Origin of the sequence: Flavobacterium inviolabile (genome assembly GCF_013389455.1) — a bacterium.
Classification (GTDB): Bacteria; Bacteroidota; Bacteroidia; order Flavobacteriales; family Flavobacteriaceae; genus Flavobacterium; species Flavobacterium inviolabile.
Window position 1 is genome coordinate 3552940 of sequence record NZ_CP058278.1, and the last position, 19340, is coordinate 3572279.

General features: G+C 40.3%; 18 protein-coding genes. 6 read left to right on the plus strand and 12 right to left on the minus strand.

Going from position 1 to position 19340, the window contains the following annotated elements:
• Nucleotides 1-7 precede the first annotated feature (7 nt).
• The 6 genes from HW120_RS15985 to HW120_RS16010 all read right to left on the minus strand — a co-directional run bounded on the left by HW120_RS15985 (nucleotide 8) and on the right by HW120_RS16010 (nucleotide 6510).
• Nucleotides 8-1444: a CsgG/HfaB family protein gene (locus HW120_RS15985; RefSeq protein ID WP_177735389.1), complete on the minus strand. Its 1437-nt coding sequence runs from the start codon at nucleotides 1442-1444 to the stop codon at nucleotides 8-10.
• Between the two features lies 1 nt (nucleotide 1445).
• Nucleotides 1446-1898 carry a curli production assembly/transport component CsgF gene (locus HW120_RS15990; protein WP_177735391.1) on the minus strand — a complete coding sequence of 151 codons (453 nt, stop codon included), beginning with the start codon at nucleotides 1896-1898 and terminating at the stop codon, nucleotides 1446-1448.
• A 17-nt stretch (nucleotides 1899-1915) separates the two neighbouring features.
• Nucleotides 1916-2638 carry a CsgE family curli-type amyloid fiber assembly protein gene (locus tag HW120_RS15995; RefSeq protein ID WP_177735393.1) on the minus strand — a complete coding sequence of 241 codons (723 nt, stop codon included), beginning with the start codon at nucleotides 2636-2638 and terminating at the stop codon, nucleotides 1916-1918.
• A 4-nt stretch (nucleotides 2639-2642) separates the two neighbouring features.
• The gene (locus HW120_RS16000) at nucleotides 2643-3131 is read right to left on the minus strand and encodes a hypothetical protein (protein ID WP_177735395.1); all 489 of its coding nucleotides are present in this window, start codon (nucleotides 3129-3131) and stop codon (nucleotides 2643-2645) included.
• Nucleotides 3132-3195: 64 nt separating this feature from the next.
• Nucleotides 3196-4014 carry a hypothetical protein gene (locus HW120_RS16005; RefSeq protein ID WP_177735397.1) on the minus strand — a complete coding sequence of 273 codons (819 nt, stop codon included), beginning with the start codon at nucleotides 4012-4014 and terminating at the stop codon, nucleotides 3196-3198.
• Nucleotides 4015-4320: 306 nt separating this feature from the next.
• On the minus strand, nucleotides 4321-6510 hold the full coding sequence (locus tag HW120_RS16010; RefSeq protein WP_177735398.1) for a glutamine synthetase III family protein: 2190 nt from the start codon (nucleotides 6508-6510) through the stop codon (nucleotides 4321-4323).
• A 321-nt stretch (nucleotides 6511-6831) separates the two neighbouring features.
• Here HW120_RS16010 and HW120_RS16015 point away from each other — a divergent pair, with 321 nt between their 5' ends.
• Nucleotides 6832-7380, plus strand: a complete 549-nt coding sequence (locus HW120_RS16015) for an inclusion body family protein (protein ID WP_177735399.1) — start codon at nucleotides 6832-6834, stop codon at nucleotides 7378-7380.
• Between the two features lie 65 nt (nucleotides 7381-7445).
• Here the strand turns inward: HW120_RS16015 and HW120_RS16020 are convergent, their stop codons facing one another.
• Nucleotides 7446-7967 carry a hypothetical protein gene (locus HW120_RS16020; protein WP_177735400.1) on the minus strand — a complete coding sequence of 174 codons (522 nt, stop codon included), beginning with the start codon at nucleotides 7965-7967 and terminating at the stop codon, nucleotides 7446-7448.
• Nucleotides 7968-8097: 130 nt separating this feature from the next.
• Here HW120_RS16020 and HW120_RS16025 point away from each other — a divergent pair, with 130 nt between their 5' ends.
• Nucleotides 8098-9804: a tetratricopeptide repeat protein gene (locus HW120_RS16025; RefSeq protein WP_246297067.1), complete on the plus strand. Its 1707-nt coding sequence runs from the start codon at nucleotides 8098-8100 to the stop codon at nucleotides 9802-9804.
• 163 nt (nucleotides 9805-9967) lie between these two features.
• Nucleotides 9968-10849, plus strand: a complete 882-nt coding sequence (locus tag HW120_RS16030; protein ID WP_177735402.1) for a T9SS type A sorting domain-containing protein — start codon at nucleotides 9968-9970, stop codon at nucleotides 10847-10849.
• A 101-nt stretch (nucleotides 10850-10950) separates the two neighbouring features.
• Here the strand turns inward: HW120_RS16030 and HW120_RS16035 are convergent, their stop codons facing one another.
• The 4 genes from HW120_RS16035 to HW120_RS16050 all read right to left on the minus strand — a co-directional run bounded on the left by HW120_RS16035 (nucleotide 10951) and on the right by HW120_RS16050 (nucleotide 14276).
• Nucleotides 10951-11190 carry a hypothetical protein gene (locus HW120_RS16035; RefSeq protein ID WP_177735404.1) on the minus strand — a complete coding sequence of 80 codons (240 nt, stop codon included), beginning with the start codon at nucleotides 11188-11190 and terminating at the stop codon, nucleotides 10951-10953.
• A gap of 184 nt (nucleotides 11191-11374) precedes the next feature.
• Entirely contained in the window at nucleotides 11375-11986 is a 612-nt protein-coding gene (locus tag HW120_RS16040) for a response regulator transcription factor (protein ID WP_177735406.1), read from the minus strand.
• 3 nt (nucleotides 11987-11989) lie between these two features.
• Complete coding sequence (locus tag HW120_RS16045; protein WP_177735408.1) at nucleotides 11990-13777, minus strand: tetratricopeptide repeat-containing sensor histidine kinase; 1788 nt, start codon at nucleotides 13775-13777, stop codon at nucleotides 11990-11992.
• 4 nt (nucleotides 13778-13781) lie between these two features.
• The gene (locus HW120_RS16050) at nucleotides 13782-14276 is read right to left on the minus strand and encodes a hypothetical protein (RefSeq protein ID WP_177735410.1); all 495 of its coding nucleotides are present in this window, start codon (nucleotides 14274-14276) and stop codon (nucleotides 13782-13784) included.
• Between the two features lie 260 nt (nucleotides 14277-14536).
• Here HW120_RS16050 and HW120_RS16055 point away from each other — a divergent pair, with 260 nt between their 5' ends.
• Complete coding sequence (locus HW120_RS16055) at nucleotides 14537-15607, plus strand: endonuclease (protein ID WP_177735411.1); 1071 nt, start codon at nucleotides 14537-14539, stop codon at nucleotides 15605-15607.
• A gap of 40 nt (nucleotides 15608-15647) precedes the next feature.
• Here the strand turns inward: HW120_RS16055 and prfB are convergent.
• A protein-coding gene (gene prfB / locus HW120_RS16060; RefSeq protein WP_177735413.1) for a peptide chain release factor 2 occupies nucleotides 15648-16746 on the minus strand; the annotation gives its coding sequence in 2 pieces (ribosomal slippage) (nucleotides 15648-16682 and nucleotides 16684-16746; 1098 coding nt in all).
• A gap of 49 nt (nucleotides 16747-16795) precedes the next feature.
• Between prfB and HW120_RS16065 the strand changes: the two genes are divergently transcribed.
• Both HW120_RS16065 and lysA read left to right on the plus strand, forming a co-directional pair.
• Nucleotides 16796-17821: a threonine aldolase family protein gene (locus HW120_RS16065; RefSeq protein ID WP_177735415.1), complete on the plus strand. Its 1026-nt coding sequence runs from the start codon at nucleotides 16796-16798 to the stop codon at nucleotides 17819-17821.
• 286 nt (nucleotides 17822-18107) lie between these two features.
• On the plus strand, nucleotides 18108-19319 hold the full coding sequence (gene lysA / locus HW120_RS16070; protein WP_177735418.1) for a diaminopimelate decarboxylase: 1212 nt from the start codon (nucleotides 18108-18110) through the stop codon (nucleotides 19317-19319).
• The last annotated feature ends 21 nt before the right edge of the window (nucleotides 19320-19340 follow it).

Consider the following 19340-nt stretch of genomic DNA (forward strand, 5'->3'; position numbering starts at 1 on the left):
CTCAGTTTTATTTATCCGGAAAACCAATAGTATAACCTGCAGCATTCGCTTTTTCTTCTACATGTTTTTTTACCGCTTTATTGGGGTATTTCTGTTTCGGGAAGTAAAAGGTTATTCCCGCTCCAAAACGCCAATAATAATCATCTCTTTTTCCCATAATCAGATAATCTACGTTATCCGAGAAGGTGACGTTATTTTCACCATATAGTTTGAGTCCGACGCTGTCCGTCAGCAAATACTCTACGCCAACGCCAAACTGTATTTTCGTATGTACGTTTTTATAGGCACTGTTTATGCCCATTCCGCCGCCGCCATAAATATAGGGTGTGAACCGGTCATAAGGCAGAATCAGCAGTTCCATATTCAGATCGCCGGTAAGGTAACCCACATCCAGCTTGTCTTTGTTGCCAAACCATGACGGGCTGACTGAAGCACTCATGTTAAAGTTTGGCCAGAAGAAATATTTTAATCCGCCGCGTATCATCGGTTTGAATTCCGGATTGGGATAATCGCCATTCATCAATGTGGTTCCGCCGCCGATTTCAATTCCGAATTTGGCACGTCTTTCATTCAGATGCCGTCCGTATAGCTGGGAAACTTCCGATTCTCTTTTTTCATAATCGTAGTTGTTGATCAGCTCGGTCAGCTTGGCTATCGGTGCTTTGGCTTCCCAGATATTATCGCGTATTCCTTCAATGATAAGGCCTTCAACCGCTTTTTCTATCGCTTCTGTAATGGCCATTTGTATCGGTTCGTTTTTTGTGAATCCCGTTTCTACTTCCAATAGTCGCTTAAAGTCGACATATCGGAACAAACTGGCATCAACCGACTGGGAAAGTATGGTTTTGGAAACATAAACCGTTTTCAGGATTTTACCATTGGAGGTAGACACCAGCCTGAGGTAAATGGTAATTCTGTCCTGTCTGTATTTTGTAGATCCGCCGGCGCCAAAGTAACGGGCACCGAATCCGCCGGTGATAATATTGGAGTCATAGGAAATAACGCCTCCTTCCAGCAGAACACCTGCATAGAGCAAGGGAGCCAGCTGCATTTCCGGATTATTGGGATCTTTGGTATATTCTTGTCTGGTAGAGCGGATAATGTTTCGCTCATTCATCAGGTTCGCCAGGTTTTCTCTTTCAATCGGAGTAAACCATTTTGAATCTTCCAATGCTTTTATTAAGATTGAGGTCGCTCCCTGAGTAACAGCGGTACTAAAAGTACTTCCTGCTTCTGAAGGTTTATACTGCCCTGTTTGGTCCCTAAATTTATAGACACCCACGACTACTGGTTCTTTTGGTGGCGGTAATGCTTTTAAAGCACTCGTTGATGGTGTAGGTTCCCCTATTGAGGCTTTTTCCACACTCACGGGCTGATTAAAATAGGCACCACAGCCAGACAAAGTCAGCGCCAGCAATAACGAAAGTAATTTTGCTGTTTTCATATTAATTCCCTGGAATGATTACTTGAGTTTCTTCACCTGTTGTTATATCCAGTATGTTTACCACAACTCCTAAATTTGACGGATAGATTTCGACAGAAAGGCTGCCGAAAACAAACGTTCCCTGCTGAAGTCCTCCCGAGCCGGTTCCTGTACCCGTTCCCGTTCCTGTTCCTGTAGTGGTTCCATCGCCGTACTGTTGCTGAAACAGCGATCTGGATATATAGTTTAACAACTGATTGTTTAAATTATCTCTGAATCGTTCTAGTGCTGTTTGCGGCTTGTAGAGATCGTTTTCTTCTTTGAACTTATTCTGTGAATCGGCCGAACTGAGCAGCCACTGATAGTTAAAGGTATCGCCTCCGAAAGCGGGATTGATGGGTTTATACACCAAATCCTGAGCGTTTACACGCATTCCCAAAGAGACCATTACGAATAAAAAAACGATTGTCTTCATGATGCAAAAAAATAGAATTAATACTGTGTTATATATTGTTTCTGTTTCTCTATATCCTGCAGGTATTTAATGAGTCTGGCAATGGAATCATCGGCCATGTACATTAAAAAATCTTCATCAGGTCTGGAAACAAATTCATTGATTAAATCATTATCTATAACTACTCTTATTCTGGTTGTTCTCCCAAAACTGAGTTCTTCTTCAATTCGCACTATTTTTCTGGCATTTAATTTTTTTTCCTGATATTTTCCATAGAAAAAATCATAGAAATCTTTTCCGAACTTTGTTTTTGTATCGTCCGATACAATTCCCAAAAGTTCCAATCCATCCGCCGGCTTGTCTGCTTTTACATCTTCTCCCACAACGATTCTGTCTTTTCCGATGATTTTGTCATCTTCATCATAGAGCAGTAATAAAATGATGGTTTCATCATCACTGGAAATATTTACCTGTGTTTTGGATAATATTTTCTTTTCGTTAGGGCCCAATGTAAAGCGGCCGTCCTGTGAATTGTTCGATAAATTCTTGGTTCTTTTACTTTTTTTGATAACAGACAGTTTGTAACGAAGGCTTTTGTGCACCTCGGTCACATTCTCTGCTGTTCCGGTAACAGATAGTATGTTCTCTACGACACTTGTTTCTATTTTTGCTTTCACTTCTTTGTTTATAAATTGTGCTTCGCAAGGAATGGAAAAGGTGAAGATGAGCACGGTAACGATTGCAGTGTAATATGGCTTCATGGCTTTATCTGTTAAAAATGAGTACTGAACCTGAATTTCCTCTTTGTATAATTCTCATATCATCTGAAATGGAATTGGTACCGTAGCTCGTGTAATTCAGGTTATTACCATATTGAATTACCTGGTTATTAACCGAATAATACGGATTCATCGAATAATCGTTCACCATATTATTGCTTCCCTGCTGGATAACCGTCTGGTTAATATCCTGAGCACTTTTATACAGTTCCATATAGTTGTTCGCTCCCAATTGCTGTACGTTTACCATAGCGCTTGCCGCTTTTATGTTTACGTTTGAAAAGTTCCGGGTGCCTATCTGCTGTATGGTAACAATATTGCCGGCAGAAAGTGTCATGGCTTTTTTATCGGCTTGTCCGGCATAATGTTGCTTGACAGCCATTTCCAGTTCGTTATCACCGGAGAACTCTTGTGCTTTTAGCCCGAAGGAAACTAAAACAAGTGCCCAAAATCCATATTGCATCACTTTTTTCATAACCGGTATTATAAAGGAAAAAGGAGAGATAGAAAGTGTTTACCTCTCCTCTTTTCTATGGGATTTAATTTGATTGGTTTACTAATGAAACGTTAGCTATACCTGCCTGATTTACAAAGCTCATGTGTCCTAAACCGGATTGGTTGGTCCATGCAAAGTTTAAAGCACCGTCCTGATCAATTAAAGACAGGTTAGCATCTCCCGCTTGTGTAGTTATTGCCATATTATAGAATCCGTCCTGAGTATGAACCGCTACGTTATCTTCACCCAATTGTAATTGGTAAGATTGGTTTCCGGTACCGGTTTGAAAAGCAACTGCAGTGTTATCAGATCCTACCTGCATTTGTGAAGAGTAGTTGTCAGTTCCTAATTGCACCGCTAAAGCAGCGTTTCCGTCTCCAAGTTGTGTCTGATCGGCAACGTTACCGGTTCCACCCTGAATAATAGCAGCGTCATTTCCAATACCGATTTGCAATACATTGGCATCGTTTAAGGCACCTACCTGTAATACTGAAGCCGAATTGGCAATTCCGTATTGTTGAATATCAGAACTGTTGGCAATTCCAATTTGGGCAACAGAAGCTTCGTTAAATGCTCCCAGCTGGAAAACAGAAGATTGATTAAGAATACCCCACTGTGCTACAGTAGCTTCGTTGGCAAATCCTATTTGTGCTACGTCAGACATATTAAGGATTCCAAGCTGATCCACATCGGCACTATTGAAAAAGCCCAATTGATCTACATCTGAAATATTTAATAATCCTGCCTGATTTACGTTCGACATATTACCGATACCAACCTGGCCTACGGTACTAAGGTTAAATTGAGCAAAAGCTCCTGCGGTTAATAGCATCGCGGAGATGCATAAAATCACTTTTTTCATAATAAAAATATTTAATTGGTTAAAAATTTCTTTCTTATTATGAGGAAGCAATACTGTAAAATGGGATTTCGGTGACTTCGTCAGACACGGAAATTATTGTTATGGAAGTGTGGAAAAATTGTGGTTATTTTCCATTTCAAAGATAGCCAAATTATCTTTCACGGGTAAACCGGCTGTTATTTTTATTCAACAAAACAGCCAATTTTCTACGAAATGAATAAAATATCAGATAAACAACAATTATTTTAACAAAATAAGCCTCATTTTACTGAGGCTTATTTATTTTGTATTTTTATTTTTCTAACCTTATTTGGTGAAAAGTAACTCCCTATATTTGGTTAGGGTCCAGATCTCATTGTCTACTAAAAGTTCCAATTTATCACTGTGGTAACGAATTACATCGAAAAACGGTTTTACTTTTTCACAATACGCATCAGCCTGCGCTTCAATATTGGTCAATTCGTTCGCAATTTTTCGCTCTTCCGTCATTTCTTCAACCTTTTCGTTGATACTTGCGATATGGCTGGAAATTTCTTTTATCAGATTGATCTGCTCTTTTCCGATGGTTTCAAATTCTTTTCCGAAAATTTCTTTTAATCCTTTTACGTTCTCAATTAACGTATTCTGGTAACGGATCGCTGTCGGGATAACATGGTTTCTTGCGATATCGCCCAAAACTCTTCCTTCAATCTGGATCTTTTTCACATATTCTTCCAGTTCGATTTCATAACGGGCTTCCATTTCCACATGGTTCATTACCCCCATTTCTTCAAATAGTGCCAAAGCTTGTTTGGAAACTTTTGCTTTTAAGGCTTTCGGAGTTGTTTTGTGGTTGCTTAAACCTCTTTTGCCGGCTTCAATTTCCCAGGCTTCGCTATAACCGTCACCTTCAAAAAGGATTTTCTTGAATTGTTTGATGTACTCTCTCAATACGTTGAAAATAGCATCGTCTTTTTTCATGTCTTTTCCTTCGATCAAAGCATCAACTTCTACTTTAAAGTCTTTTAACTGCTTTGCAACGATGGTATTTAGGATTGTCATGGAGTTCGCGCAGTTCGCAGAAGATCCAACGGCTCTGAATTCGAATTTATTTCCTGTAAAGGCAAAAGGCGATGTTCTGTTTCTGTCGGTATTATCCAGGAATACATCCGGTAATTTACCAACAACGTTCAGTTTCAGGTCTGTTTTTTCTTCCGGTGATAATTTCCCTTTGGAAACGCCTTCCAGTTCTTCCAGTACTTTCGTTAGTTGCTGACCGATAAATACAGAGATAATAGCCGGTGGTGCTTCATTAGCTCCCAAACGGTGGTCGTTACTTGCCGAAGCAATAGAAGCTCTCACCAGTTCTTCATTATTGTATACCGCTTTAATCGTATTGATAAAGAAGGTCAGGAATTGCAGGTTACTCATAGGCGTTTTACTCGGGCTCAATAAATTGATTCCGGTATCTGTTGCCAATGACCAGTTATTGTGTTTACCCGATCCGTTTACACCTTTAAATGGTTTTTCATGGAATAATACTTTAAAATGGTGGCGTTCTGCAACTTTTTGCATAACATCCATCAATAAAGAGTTATGGTCAACCGCTAAATTGGTTTCTTCAAAAATAGGTGCCAGCTCAAACTGGTTAGGTGCTACTTCATTGTGACGTGTTTTCACCGGTATACCTAACAACATACATTCGTTTTCCAAATCCCTCATGTAGTTCAGTACACGTGTTGGGATAGAACCGAAATAGTGGTCTTCCAATTGCTGTCCTTTAGCCGAAGTGTGTCCTAACAAGGTTCTTCCGGTTGCTAAAATATCCGGTCTTGAAGCAGCCAAAGCGCTGTCTACCAGGAAGTATTCCTGCTCCCAACCCAATGTAGGCGTTACTTTCTTTACATTTTTATCAAAATATTTGGCAACATCCGTAGCCGCCTGATCAATTGCATGCAAAGCGCGTAACAAAGGTGTTTTATAATCCAGGGCTTCTCCGGTATAGGAGATAAAAACAGTTGGAATACACAAAGTCGTTCCGAAAATAAATGCCGGAGATGTCGGATCCCAGGCCGTATATCCTCTCGCTTCAAAAGTGTTACGGATTCCGCCGTTCGGAAAGCTGGAGGCATCCGGTTCCTGTTGTACTAACTGGCTTCCGCCGAATTTTTCTACCGGATCACTACCGTCAACAGCTGTTTCAAAAAACGCATCGTGTTTTTCTGCCGTTGTTCCGGTTAAAGGCTGGAACCAGTGGGTATAATGGGTCACTCCTTTAGACAATGCCCACTCTTTCATTCCCATAGCAACATAATCGGCAAAACGTCTTTCGATCTTTGTACCGTGCTGGATTGCATTTTTTACTGCCTGATATGCTTCCGACGTCAAAAACTGACGCATCGCCTTATCGTTGAATACATTACTTCCAAAAATCAAAGATTTTCTGTCCAATTCTTCTACCAATACGGGTTTTCTACCGCTTGCTTCTTTTAGTGCCTGAAAACGAAATGTTGACATAAAGTTGTGTTTTTTTGTTTATACCTATTGTTTTACACTGCAAATGTAAATATTTTTAAAAAACAAAACACAATACCCCCTATTTTTTTAGGGGTACGGTTAAAAAAAATCGTTTTAAAGCAAAAATAACGAAACAAAAGAGGGGTAACCCGCAGCCTTATCCCGTTTTACTAATGCCGCAGCTGCTGTTTTCCGGAACAAAAACAAGTAATTACACCTGCCCGGGTTTAATTTTAGAATCAAAACTTTGTACCATCCAATAGTTTATAGTAAACAATACTATTGAAACCCGATAAAAAAACAACCCAAATCCCGAAAATCATGGATACCGCAAGAAAAGACGTAAATTTAATAGAACTTTTACTGGTTATAGATACCGAATATATTAAATCGAAATATCCCAATCCGAGTCAAAACCAGCATGAACCCACCGAGGTCAGCGCCGAAAATCATTATATACTGAGTAACCTGCCCCAGCTAATCATCAGCGGACAGGGGACATCCTGCCTGAATCTTAAAGCTGATTTAGCTGACTATATTACTTTCAGAGGTACCAGCCTTTATCTGAACACTGACGACGCCGTCCTTTTTTATAATGCCAGACATCAGTCCGGTGATGCCGTTATGAGAAATTTTTCAGGTTGGATTACCGAAAGACTGGGAGCGGTATCCAGTAATACAAAAACGATTAATGGATTACCGGCAATTGCAACTGCAAATCGTACAATGTCCTTCGATTCCATGATACTCCGAACCGGTGAAGAAAAACTATCCTTTTATTTTGCCCTTTATACCTTGGCAGATAACGCTATGGACCAGAAATTATATGGCTATTTCAGCTGGAGCCCTACAATTATTGCCAGTAAATAATGTAAAAGCACCTGATATAAAAAAAGGGAACCAATTGGTTCCCTTTTTTTATATCAGGTATCGAATTATTTCAATACTTTAATTTTTGATTCATCAATATTATAGGCTTTAATTACCGCATTATAATCGGAATAGTCAACCGGCTGAGCATTTTTAGAAAAATACCCCGGAACAATTACAATACGAAACGTTTGATTTTGTGTCCATTGCGGTGCCAGCATATTCAGATCAAGATCGGCCGAACTTAAAAAGATGTTGACATCCGATCTTGTAAAGTCGAAATTATACAATAAATCACCTTCGCTTAATTGTACTGTTTGCGGCATTAATCTCCAGATTGGGGTTGTCGGATTAACCGTATCCCAAAGCAGGTAAACCAAAACAACATCGGAAGCATATATTTGTGGATTCAGCGGTACGATACTGCCAAAATTATTACCGGCATTAAAAGATCTGGTAACTTCAAAAACTTCACTAATCGTATTTCCGTCAGATGGTCCCTGTGGTCCTTGCGGTCCCTCCGGACCTTCACATCCCTGAAAAGCAAAAGCTGCTACAACCGTTAAAAGTAAAAGTATCTTTTTCATATTTTTTTGATTTAAATGATTCTAACAAATATAAACAATAATCAAGCCAAAAATCTTTAATCCAAATACTATCTTTTTTCTTACGTTTTAATTTTTAGTAATTCTATTGAAAATCTCTTTACTTTTGAAAATGGAATCGGGAAAAACAAAATCATCTGACTGTAATCAAAACACGGCTGTCCGCTTTTGGGCAGCATTAATCATAACCCTCTTTTCTTTTACCGCATCTGCCCAGACCGATACCGCGTGTGATACACTGATCACTACCGGAATTGCAAAAATGTTTGAACAACAATACGGTTCGGCCATAGAGTATTTATCCAAAGCACAGGAAACCGCCAAACGAAAAAACTTATACCGGCAGGAATTTCTGGCCATTAATAACCTCGGGCTTACCTATTATAAAATGCTCGATTATGGCAATGCCATTGCCTATTATTTAAAAGCCTATGAACTGGCGCTAAAAAACAATGCTCCTACAGATGAAATGATCGTCCTGAATAATATTGCGCTACTATATATTAAGGATAAAAATTTCAGTCAGGCAGAAGAATATTTTAAAAAGTCTTATGACATTGCCCTGAAAAACAACATTCAGTCCCGTGTAGGCATTTATGCTTCCAACCTGGCGCAGCTCAATCTGGAACTTAAAAGAACCGATATTGCTACCAAATATGTCAATGAGGCGATTGCCAATCTGGACGAAGATCCCAAAAACAAGCTTAATGCCTTTGTAACCAAAAACAATATCCTGATCGAAACAGGACGCTTTAAAGAGGCTATCCCCGATTGTCTTTCCCTGTTGGAACAGGCTAAAAAAAAGAACTATACAGAAGCCGTTACCGAATTAGAAACCCTGTTGGCAATAGCTTATACCAAAAGTAAAGAATGGCCCAAAGCAGCATTCTATGTAGAAGAAGCATTAAAAAGCTGTACGGATGATGAAATGCGGATTAAGGTGCTGGAACAGCAATCGGTTATTGCTTTTAACATGAACAATATCCGTAAACTGGTTACCGCCAAAGACAGCATCCTGACGCTGACAAACCTCATCAACAAAAACAAGAACAAAGAATTACTCGAATATTCCAAGCTGCGTTTTGAACTATCGGAATCCAAACACGATCTGCGCATCAATAAAGCCCTGGTTGCCAGTTCCCGAAAATTGTATTTTACCATTACTGCGTTTTTAATCCTGCTGGTTTCCATACTGATCTGGGCTTTTTACAAAAGAACGGAAATGGCCAGACAGAAAAGGATCATTGCCGAAAACAACCTGAAAATTATTGACCTGGAACTGGAAAAAGAAAAGAACAACAGCAGTATCTTAAAAAAGGAATTAAAAGAAAAAGAACTGCTTGCCGCATTGGAGCAGGAACGCCAGAAAGAAAAAGAATTTTTACTGCAGCAGGAAATTCAGCAGAAGAACAAACAGATATCCGATAAGATCCTGTTCCAGTCCACACGAAACGAACTGATCGAAGAAATTATCGAATCCATCCCGAACCTTCCGAACATTACCCATAATGAGGCCCTGATACAAACAATCCACAACCTCAAAAGCCATCTGAAAGAAGATTCCAAATGGGAGGAATTTACAGCCAGTTTCGAAAACATCAACAACGATTTTATCAACAGGCTGAAAACAAAACATCCTTCCCTTACGGCAAATGACATTCGTTTTCTCTCGTTTGTGTACCTGAATTTAAGCAATAAGGAAATTGCGTCTTTACTGCATATTTCCCCGGAAAGCTGCCGCAAAAGAAAAGAACGCATTACCAAGAAGTTAGCCATAGATCCGGATATATCGCTGTTCAAATTCCTGTCGGCTTTATAGCAATGTCACACAATGTCACGCCAGGTGTCACACCTTGTATCGCTTCATAAATAGGAGATTAGCCTTGCACGCTGTTATTTAGCGGTTCCAAATAAAATCGTTTCGACAAACTGCCCGAACCGGTTTTTTTGAAAATGCTAACCTATATATCAATCTATTATTTATGAGATCAAAACTACTTTTACTTGTTACCTTATTTATTCTCTGGAAAGGGAACAGTCAGAATGCTCCGGCCATCAGCGGCGATTTAATGTTATGTCCGTGGACAAACGGTACCGCTGTTATCAATAACAACGAAGGCTATACTACCTACCAGTGGTATTTTAAATACTGGTTTACTTCCGACAGCTTTGAAGCCATACCCGATGCTACTGCTGCAAGTTTTACCTACGACTGGTACACTTACGACCAGGCTTTGCTGAAAGTGGTGGTTACTAAAAACGGGCAAACGTTTGAATCCAACACGATCCAGGTTGACAGTTATGCCTGGGTAGGTCTGGGAACCATGTACCAGTATGATGAAAACATCATGTCTTTTGATCCTCAAACAGAAAGCCTGTTGCTTTGCAACGGTGCTTCTTTTGACCTGCAGGTAAACAATCCGCCTTATAATGCGAATATCCAATGGTATAAAAACGGCGAACCGATTGTTGGTGCCAATAATCCCGTACTGACCATTTCGGGAGCCGGGGAATTTCACGTTGTTGCCGCACCGGCATTTTGCCCGAACAGCACCAGTTCCACTGCCGGAACACCAACGAGAGTCGCGATGAATCCGGATTGTAATCTGAGCGTGGATAATCCGGCCCTTAATAAAACCGTGACACTATATCCGAATCCGGTAAAAGACAAACTAACCATTGCTTTTGACAACCAGATCATCGAGTCGGTAACAATTTACAGCCTGACCGGTCAGCTGATCTCCAAAACAAAAATAAACACAACCGAAGCAAACCTGGACACTTCCGCTTTGTCTTCCGGTGTTTACATAGTGGAAGTTTCTGCTAACGGAAGCAGCAAAAAAGTAAAACTGATTAAAGAATAAACCAAAAAAGACCTCAATTGAGGTCTTTTTAAATAAGAAGTACACAAAACGGCTCCTTAAATACTAAAAGGATAACCCGAAAAAGGTTATCCTTTAGTGTTTTAATTAGACCATTTAGCACAAACTTGAACGGTATCCCAACCAAGGCACACCATATTGTTGTTCCAGCTCAGACATACTCTTTTCGGTTTCCATGTCAGGCAAATTTCCCCTCTTGTAGTCGCATTTGCCTCCTGGTAAAAAACCTTTCCGTCTTTCTCTTTTTTTACAGCGACAATATTGCCCGCCTCATCCAACAAATTTTCTTTGTCTTCACTTAAATAAAGTGTTTGTTCTTCCATAATGTTTTCTATTTTTTGGTTTGTCCTACTCGTATGGCTTTTCGGTTCCGCCCTGTTTTTTTTGAGAAGGTCCACAGTTACCTCTTTTCGAAAACCCGTTAATTTTCTTACTCAAAATTCCGGAAACAGCCACAAAAAAAAATCCCCAACAATGGGGATTTTACACAGTTTCATACTTTTATTTTTAAAAATCATATTTGCGTTCTACCGCAAACCGGATCAGATCGGTTTTGCCCTGAATGCTCATTTTTTTCAGGATATTTTTCCGGTGGGTATCTACGGTACTTTTCCCGATAAACAGCAGGTCGGCTATTTCCTGGGATGTTTTCCCCTCACCGATTAACCGTAAAATTTCTTTTTCACGGGAGCTCAGAATAATATCTTCTTTGGTAACCGTGTCTTTCGACATGATGGCATCGTCAAAAAACAAATTGTTTTTTGCCACTTCCCGGATGGCTTCAACCAGTTTTTTAAGGGATGAATTTTTCATGATATAACCGGAAGCACCGGCTAACTTCATCTGGGTTACCGCTTCCGACTGGTCAAACATGCTGAAAGCAATGACCTTTATATCCGGAAACTCTTTTTTAATGGTTTTCGTCGCACAGATACCGTCACATTTTGGCATCCGGATATCGGTAATTACAATATCCGGCCTTTTGGCTCTTACCAGCGCTATTAAAACCTCGCCATCATTCGCTTCTCCCACAACGGATATATCTTCTTCATATTCCAGCGAAAGTTTTATCCCGTCAATAAGGGACTGATGGTCTTCTGCTATCACTACCCGTATCATATATTATAATGGTATATCAATAATAATTGTCGTTCCTTTCCCAATTACGGAATCAATTGTAAACGTTCCGTTCATCTGTTCTACTTTTTTCTCAATACTTTTCAGTCCGATTCCGGCCGACTTGCCACTCATTGCCGGCACAAAGCCTTTACCGTTGTCTTCAATCATGATATTGATTCCTTTTTCATCATGCTGATTAAGGTAAATATTCACCTCTGTCGCTTCCGAGTGTTTTATAATATTCGTGCACAATTCCTGAATGATCCGGAACAGGATTACTTCCACCGAATTTTCCAGTCTTTCCGTTAACCCGAACGGAATGACATTCATTTGCAGTTTATTCAGGATACTCATCTTTTCCGCCATTTTTTTAACGGAAAGCAGCAATCCCTCTTTCCCCACCACACCCAGGTTCTTTAAATGGGAAATATTCCGGACTTCCTGATAGGCTTCTTCTATTAAAGCATCCGTTTTATGGTATAACTGATTTTCTTTTTCGGCAGCATGCTGATTCGTTCTGCTGATGTTTTGAAAATTCAGTTTCAGCGTAGCCAGCAAACTTCCTAAATTATCGTGCAGTTCATTCGCAATCCGCTGCCGCTCTTTCTCCTGGCTTTCCAGCATTAAATCAATTACGGCAAGTTCCTGCTCTTTCAGTACTTTTTCCAGTTTCTGGGTTTCGATCAGTTTCTCCTGAACCGCAATTTTCTTTTTCTTGGATATATTCTTAAAAATTAAAATACCGGACAACAAGGTTAGCAGTAACAGCCCGATCGCCGCATAAACAATGATCCTGTTCGTTTGCAGCCGGTCTTTTAAAGCCAGGTTTTCTTTCTCCTTTTCTTTGGTTTTATACCAGATATAATTTTCATTGATCGCTTTTTTCTGTTCCTTTTCATCCAGTTGCTCTTTGAGCTCTTTTTGCTTTAAAACAAACGCCAGGGCATTTTTATAATCCCCTTTGCCTTCATAAGCCTTGGTCATATAACCATACAATGCTTCTTTTGTTTTTGCCTTGAACTCTTTATTTGGTATGGAATCAGCTTTAAAAAAATAAAACAGCGCTTTGTCAAACGCTTTCATTTTGGTGTAGGTTACCCCATAATTAATATAGACATAGGAAATATAATCTGTTAACCGATGTTTCTCGTATATTTTGAGGGCTTCCCGATAGGCATTTAACGCCAGGTCAAATTTCCGGAGACTATCGGTAGCATAGGTGGCGCCCATATTGAGCAGTATTCGCGCCCGGAAGATATCATCTGTTGTTTTTAAATTTTCCCGTTCTGCTTTTTTAAAATACTGTACCGCTACCAGGGGTTGCCGGTCATAAAAAGATTTTCCCGCCTGCATATAGGCGTTGCTCAGATAATCCGGATTCTTTTTACGTTGGGCATACGCTATATATTCGTGTAAAAAAGTCTGGTAATCCATAGTATTTCCATCAATCGCCAGCAATAACGAAACCAGCTCAATATTGATCTGTGCTTCCTGGTCAAGGCTGTCGATGGCTTTATACTGGTCTTTCGCTGCTATATAGTAACGATAGGCAAGATTATCCTTATTGTTCAGGGCATACAAATTGGCGTTAAGATAGTTGTAGCGGGCTGTTTCGGCAGCTGTGAATTTTGCAGTAAGCAGCTTGTCCGAAATAAAGGATGCCCTGGCTATATCTTTTTCTTTAACGTATTTTTCAAACTCTTTTAAGGTAGCCGTTTGTCCAAAGGAAAAGCTTACCACAAAAAGTAGTACCGTTAACAGCCTGTATCGTATGCTTTTTATCCCCGACATGGTATCAACATCCGTTTGCTGTCAGGATTCCGCCATCGCCAACCTTAGGTTCTCTGTTGATCTCTTCCGACAAGGCTTCCATTAAAGCCGGAAAATTGGGCAAGTTTGCCTGAAAATATTCCAGATCTTCCGAATCGCCTTTAAACCGGTCGTCGTGCAGGCACATAAAATGAATCTTATCGTCCTCTTTCAGTTCCGAAAAGGACTTTCCTTCACCGCTAACCGGCTTATATTGCAACAGGTTTACCGTACTGTTTTTAACGCTCTTCAGGTTTCTTGCCGTAGTGGGATACTGTCGTAAATTAACATTATCCTCGCCATCCATGACCAATATTCCCAGCAACCCAAAATACTTTTCATTGGATATATTGTAAAATTCAGCATAACGGTAAGTACCGGTTTTTAAATTGGGCAGCATCGTTTTTATCGTAGCCCGCTGCTCTCTCCCGGCATCGCTTTTCTGAAAACTTATTGTTCCGCAAGATTGGTACACTTTCATTTTTGATAGATTTAATGTTAAACTACTCAAAATTCAGATATTAAATTATTAAAAAAATCCCTAACAATAGGGATTTTACAATATTAAAAAATGATAAAAAAAGACATCGCTTTTCATTTTTTGCAGATACAGCAACTACAACATCCGGCACTGCCGCTTTAAAATCGAAAACAGTACCTAAGCAACTCGTTTATAATTAGTTAATTTTCTTTTGAGTTCTAAATAAAGGACTTACATTTGGCGTCCAAAATTAATCCACTATGACAAAAATTTACCTCACTGCGTTTTTAATGTCAGTGTTAACCGGCTATGCCCAGATTCCTCCCGGGTATTACAATTCCGCTACCGGAACCGGTTATACCTTAAAAACCCAATTGTACAACATTATCAAAGGGCACAATGCTAAAGGTTATAATCAGCTTTATACCTGTTACCAGACTTCCGATCGCGATTATTTCTATGAAAATGACGGAACTATTCTCGATATTTATTCTGAAGTGCCCAATGGTGCCGATTTCTACAATTATTCTGCGACAAGCACCGGCGACCGTTGCGGCAGCTACAGTGTTGAAGGAAACTGTTTCAACAGGGAACATTTAATGCCTCAAAGTGTTTTCAATGAAAATGCACCGATGGTTTCGGATGCACACCACATTCTTCCTACAGACGGAAAAGTAAACGGTATGCGCAGCAACTATCCTTTCGGAAAAGTTAATTCCCCGACCTGGACATCCAAAAACGGATCCAAATTAGGCAACAACGCTACAGCCGGATATTCCGGTAAAGCCTTTGAGCCAATCGATGAATTTAAAGGGGATGTTGCCCGCTGTCTTTTGTATTTCGTAACCCGTTATGAAAACCAGGTAGCCGGCTGGAATCACGCGATGCTAAACCACACCAGCAATCAGGCGGTAAGCGACTGGTTTAAGGAAATCCTGTTAACCTGGCACAACCAGGATCCGGTGAGTCCGAGAGAAATTGCCCGCAACAATGCCATTTATGCTTTTCAGGGAAACCGGAACCCGTTTATCGATCACCCGGAATATGTGCAAATGATCTGGGGATCGCCATTGGCAACCGATACATTTGAAGCTTTGGCGAATATCTCGGTTTATCCGAATCCGTCAAATGACCACCGTATCAATATCCAGTCGGAAAAAGAACTGGACGAAATTGTAGTGATTGCTATTAACGGCCAAATCATCCAGCAAATTAAGAAACCCGCTCACAACCAGGGGACCTATACTATGGAAAACCTTCCGCAAGGTTTTTATTTAGTAAAAATGTCCTCCGAAAATCAATCGACTACTAAGAAAGTCATCATAAACTAAAGCAATAAAAAAGCCGTTACAGTGTAACGGCTTTTTTTATTTAATTGTCACCTTTTTGTCCCATCATCATCAGGTAGGCTTTTAAAAACTCATCCAGTTCTCCATCCATAACGGCATCAACATCGCTGGTTTCATAACCGCTTCTGACGTCTTTTACCAGTTTATAAGGATGCATCACATAGTTTCGGATTTGTGAACCCCATTCGATCTTCATTTTATTCGCCTCAATTTCATCCCGCTTCGCCTGGCGTTTTTTCAATTCGATCTCATATAACTGCGACTTTAGCAACTGCATGGCTTTGGTCTTATTATCCAATTGGGAACGCGTTTCCGAATTTTCAATGATAATTCCGGTTGGATGGTGACGCAAACGAACAGCGGTTTCCACCTTGTTCACGTTCTGCCCTCCTGCACCGCTGGAACGCATGGTTTCCCAGGAAATATCAGACGGACTGATCTCGATCTCGATCGTATCATCTGCTAAAGGATATACATAAACAGAAGCAAATGACGTATGTCGTTTCGCATTACTGTCGAAAGGAGAAATCCGAACCAGACGGTGTACGCCGTTCTCTCCTTTTAAATACCCGAAAGAATAATCCCCTTCAAATTCAAGTGTTACCGTTTTAACACCGGCAACCTCACCTTCCTGGAAGTTCAGTTCTTTAATTTTATAACCTTGCCGCTCTCCCCACATCAGGTACATACGCATCAGCATGGCAGCCCAGTCACAGCTTTCGGTACCTCCGGCACCGGCAGTGATTTGCAGTACCGCGCTCATACTATCTCCTTCGTCAGAAAGCATATTACGGAATTCCAGATTTTCAATATGAGTATTCGTTACCTCATAATGGGCATCCAGTTCCGCTTCGGTAGCATCACCTTCTTTAAAAAATTCATAGATTATCTGAAGTTCTTCAGCCAATGCTACGCCTTTTTCATAGTCTTCCACCCATTTTTTCTTCGATCGCAGGTTCTTCACAATAAGTTCCGCTTCCTTTGCGTTATTCCAAAAATCTGGTGAAAAGGTTTTCTCTTCCTCGTTTGTAATCTCTATTAGTTTCTTATCGACGTCAAAGATACCTCCTTAACGCACCAAGACGCTCAATAATATCCTTAATCTGTTCGGTATTTACCATAAATATTGTAGTTTTATACCCGCAAAAATAGACATTCCTTTTTAATTATATGGAAATAAATTTAGTTAGCGATACCGTTACCAAACCTACACCCGAAATGTTGCAGCAAATGTTTCGCGCAAAAGTGGGCGATGATGTGTATAAGCAAGATCCTACGGTCATCGAATTAGAAGAAACCGTAGCCGATTTATTTGGTATGGAAGCCGCTTTATTTTTCCCTTCGGGAACGATGGCCAACCAAACCGCAATCAAATTGCATACGAATCCCGGTGAGCAGATCATCTGCGATAAATGGTCCCATATATTTCATTATGAAGGCGGCGGTGCTTCTTTTAACAGCGGGGTTTCCTGCTGTCTTGTAGATGGCGACCGCGGTATGATCACTGCCCGTCAGGTGGTGGAGAATATTAACGATCCTGAATTTTACCACAGCCCGTTAACCCGTTTGGTCAGCATTGAAAATACTACCAATAAAGGCGGCGGTGCCTGTTATGATATTGAAGAATTAAAAAGAATCAAACAGGTCTGCCAGGACCACAATTTAAACTATCACCTGGATGGTGCCCGTTTGTGGAATGCTTTGGTTGCCAAACGTCAGCACCCGAAACAATACGGCGAATTGTTCGACACCATATCCGTTTGCCTGTCCAAAGGACTGGGCGCTCCGGTAGGTTCCGTACTTTTAGGCAGTCATGAAGCCATTCATAAGGCCTTGCGAATCCGTAAAATTTTCGGAGGCGGTATGCGCCAGGCAGGCTATCTGGCAGCAGCCGGTTTATATGCCCTGCAGCATCATGTGGGAAGACTGGAAGAAGACCACCGCCGGGCAAGACAAATTGGTATTGTGCTAAAAGAATTGCATTGGGTCGATACGGTTGAACCTGTTGAAACCAATATTCTGATCTTTTCTGTAAAACCACAATATGACGAAGCCTCCATCATTGAAAAGCTGAAACAAAAAAACATCTTTATCAGCGCGATGGGAAGAGGAAAACTGCGAATCGTAACCCATCTGGACTATCGGGAAGTAATGCATTCCTATGTTATTGAAACACTTCAAAAAATAATAATATAATATTCTTAGTTCTGTTCAACCTAAAACCTTTAAAGACAACTGTTTTTAAAGGTTTTATCTTTTTTGGCCCAAAAGGTACAGTACGGCAACCTGCAAAAGCCTGCTTCCGGCATTCCAAACTTTGTTAAAATCCATTTTTGTTTATTTTTCCTCAAAAAAGACACCTTAAAAACCCTCATTTATTCATTTTTATCAGCTTTAAATGTTTTTTTGTTAATTATTCACATCTGTTAAGGTTGGAAAGGGACGATTTTTATCTTTGTTGTTATTAACAAATTTATATAGCATGCAAATCAATCATTTACTTTCAGTAGCGGAAGAATTTGGCAGTCCTGTTTATGTATACGACGCCGACAAAATTCAATCACAGTACCAACGTTTAACCAATGCTTTTTCCAAGGTGGAAAGCCTGCGAATCAATTATGCAGTCAAGGCATTGTCAAACCTATCTGTTCTTAAGCTACTGAAGAAGATGGGGTCCGGACTTGACACTGTATCCATTCAGGAGGTGCAGTTAGGTCTACTTGCAGGCTTTTCTCCGGAAACGATCATCTATACACCAAACGGTGTTTCGATGGAAGAAATTGAAGAAGTAGCACAATTAGGCGTTCAGATAAATATTGACAATCTATCCATTTTAGAACAATTCGGCGCGAAGCATCCAACCACTCCGGTTTGTATCCGTATCAATCCACACGTAATGGCGGGTGGTAATTCGAATATTTCCGTAGGCCATATCGACAGTAAATTCGGTATTTCGATACATCAGATTCCACATTTGCTCCGCATCATCGAGAATACACAGATGCACATTAACGGAATCCACATGCATACCGGTTCGGATATTCTGGATATCGAAGTATTCCTTTATGCCGCCGAAATATTATTTGAAACGGCAAAACACTTTAAAGAACTGGATTTCATCGACTTTGGAAGCGGTTTTAAAGTACCTTATAAAAAAGACGATATCGAAACCAATGTGGAAGAATTGGGTAAAAAACTAACCAAAAGATTCAATGCCTTTTGTAAAGAATACGGCAAAGAGCTGACACTTGCTTTCGAACCGGGTAAATTTCTGGTTAGTGAAGCCGGTTATTTCCTGGCCAAAGTAAATGTGGTCAAACAAACCACATCTACTGTATTTGCAGGAATAGACAGTGGTTTCAACCACCTGATCCGCCCGATGTTCTACGGTTCACAGCACCATATCGAGAACATCACCAACCCGAAAGGAAAAGAGCGTTTCTATTCGGTTGTGGGATATATCTGCGAAACGGATACTTTTGGCAGCAACCGGAAAATTGCCGAAATTAAAGAGGGCGATATCCTGTGTTTCCGCAACGCCGGAGCCTATTGTTTCTCTATGGCATCCAACTATAATTCCCGCGTGCGTCCTGCCGAAGTACTGTGGTATAACGGAAAAGCACACCTCATCAGAGAGCGTGAAACCTTTGAAGATATCATCAGAAATCAGGTAGTACTCGAGTTTGAATACTAAATAAATAAGCAATTAAGAAAA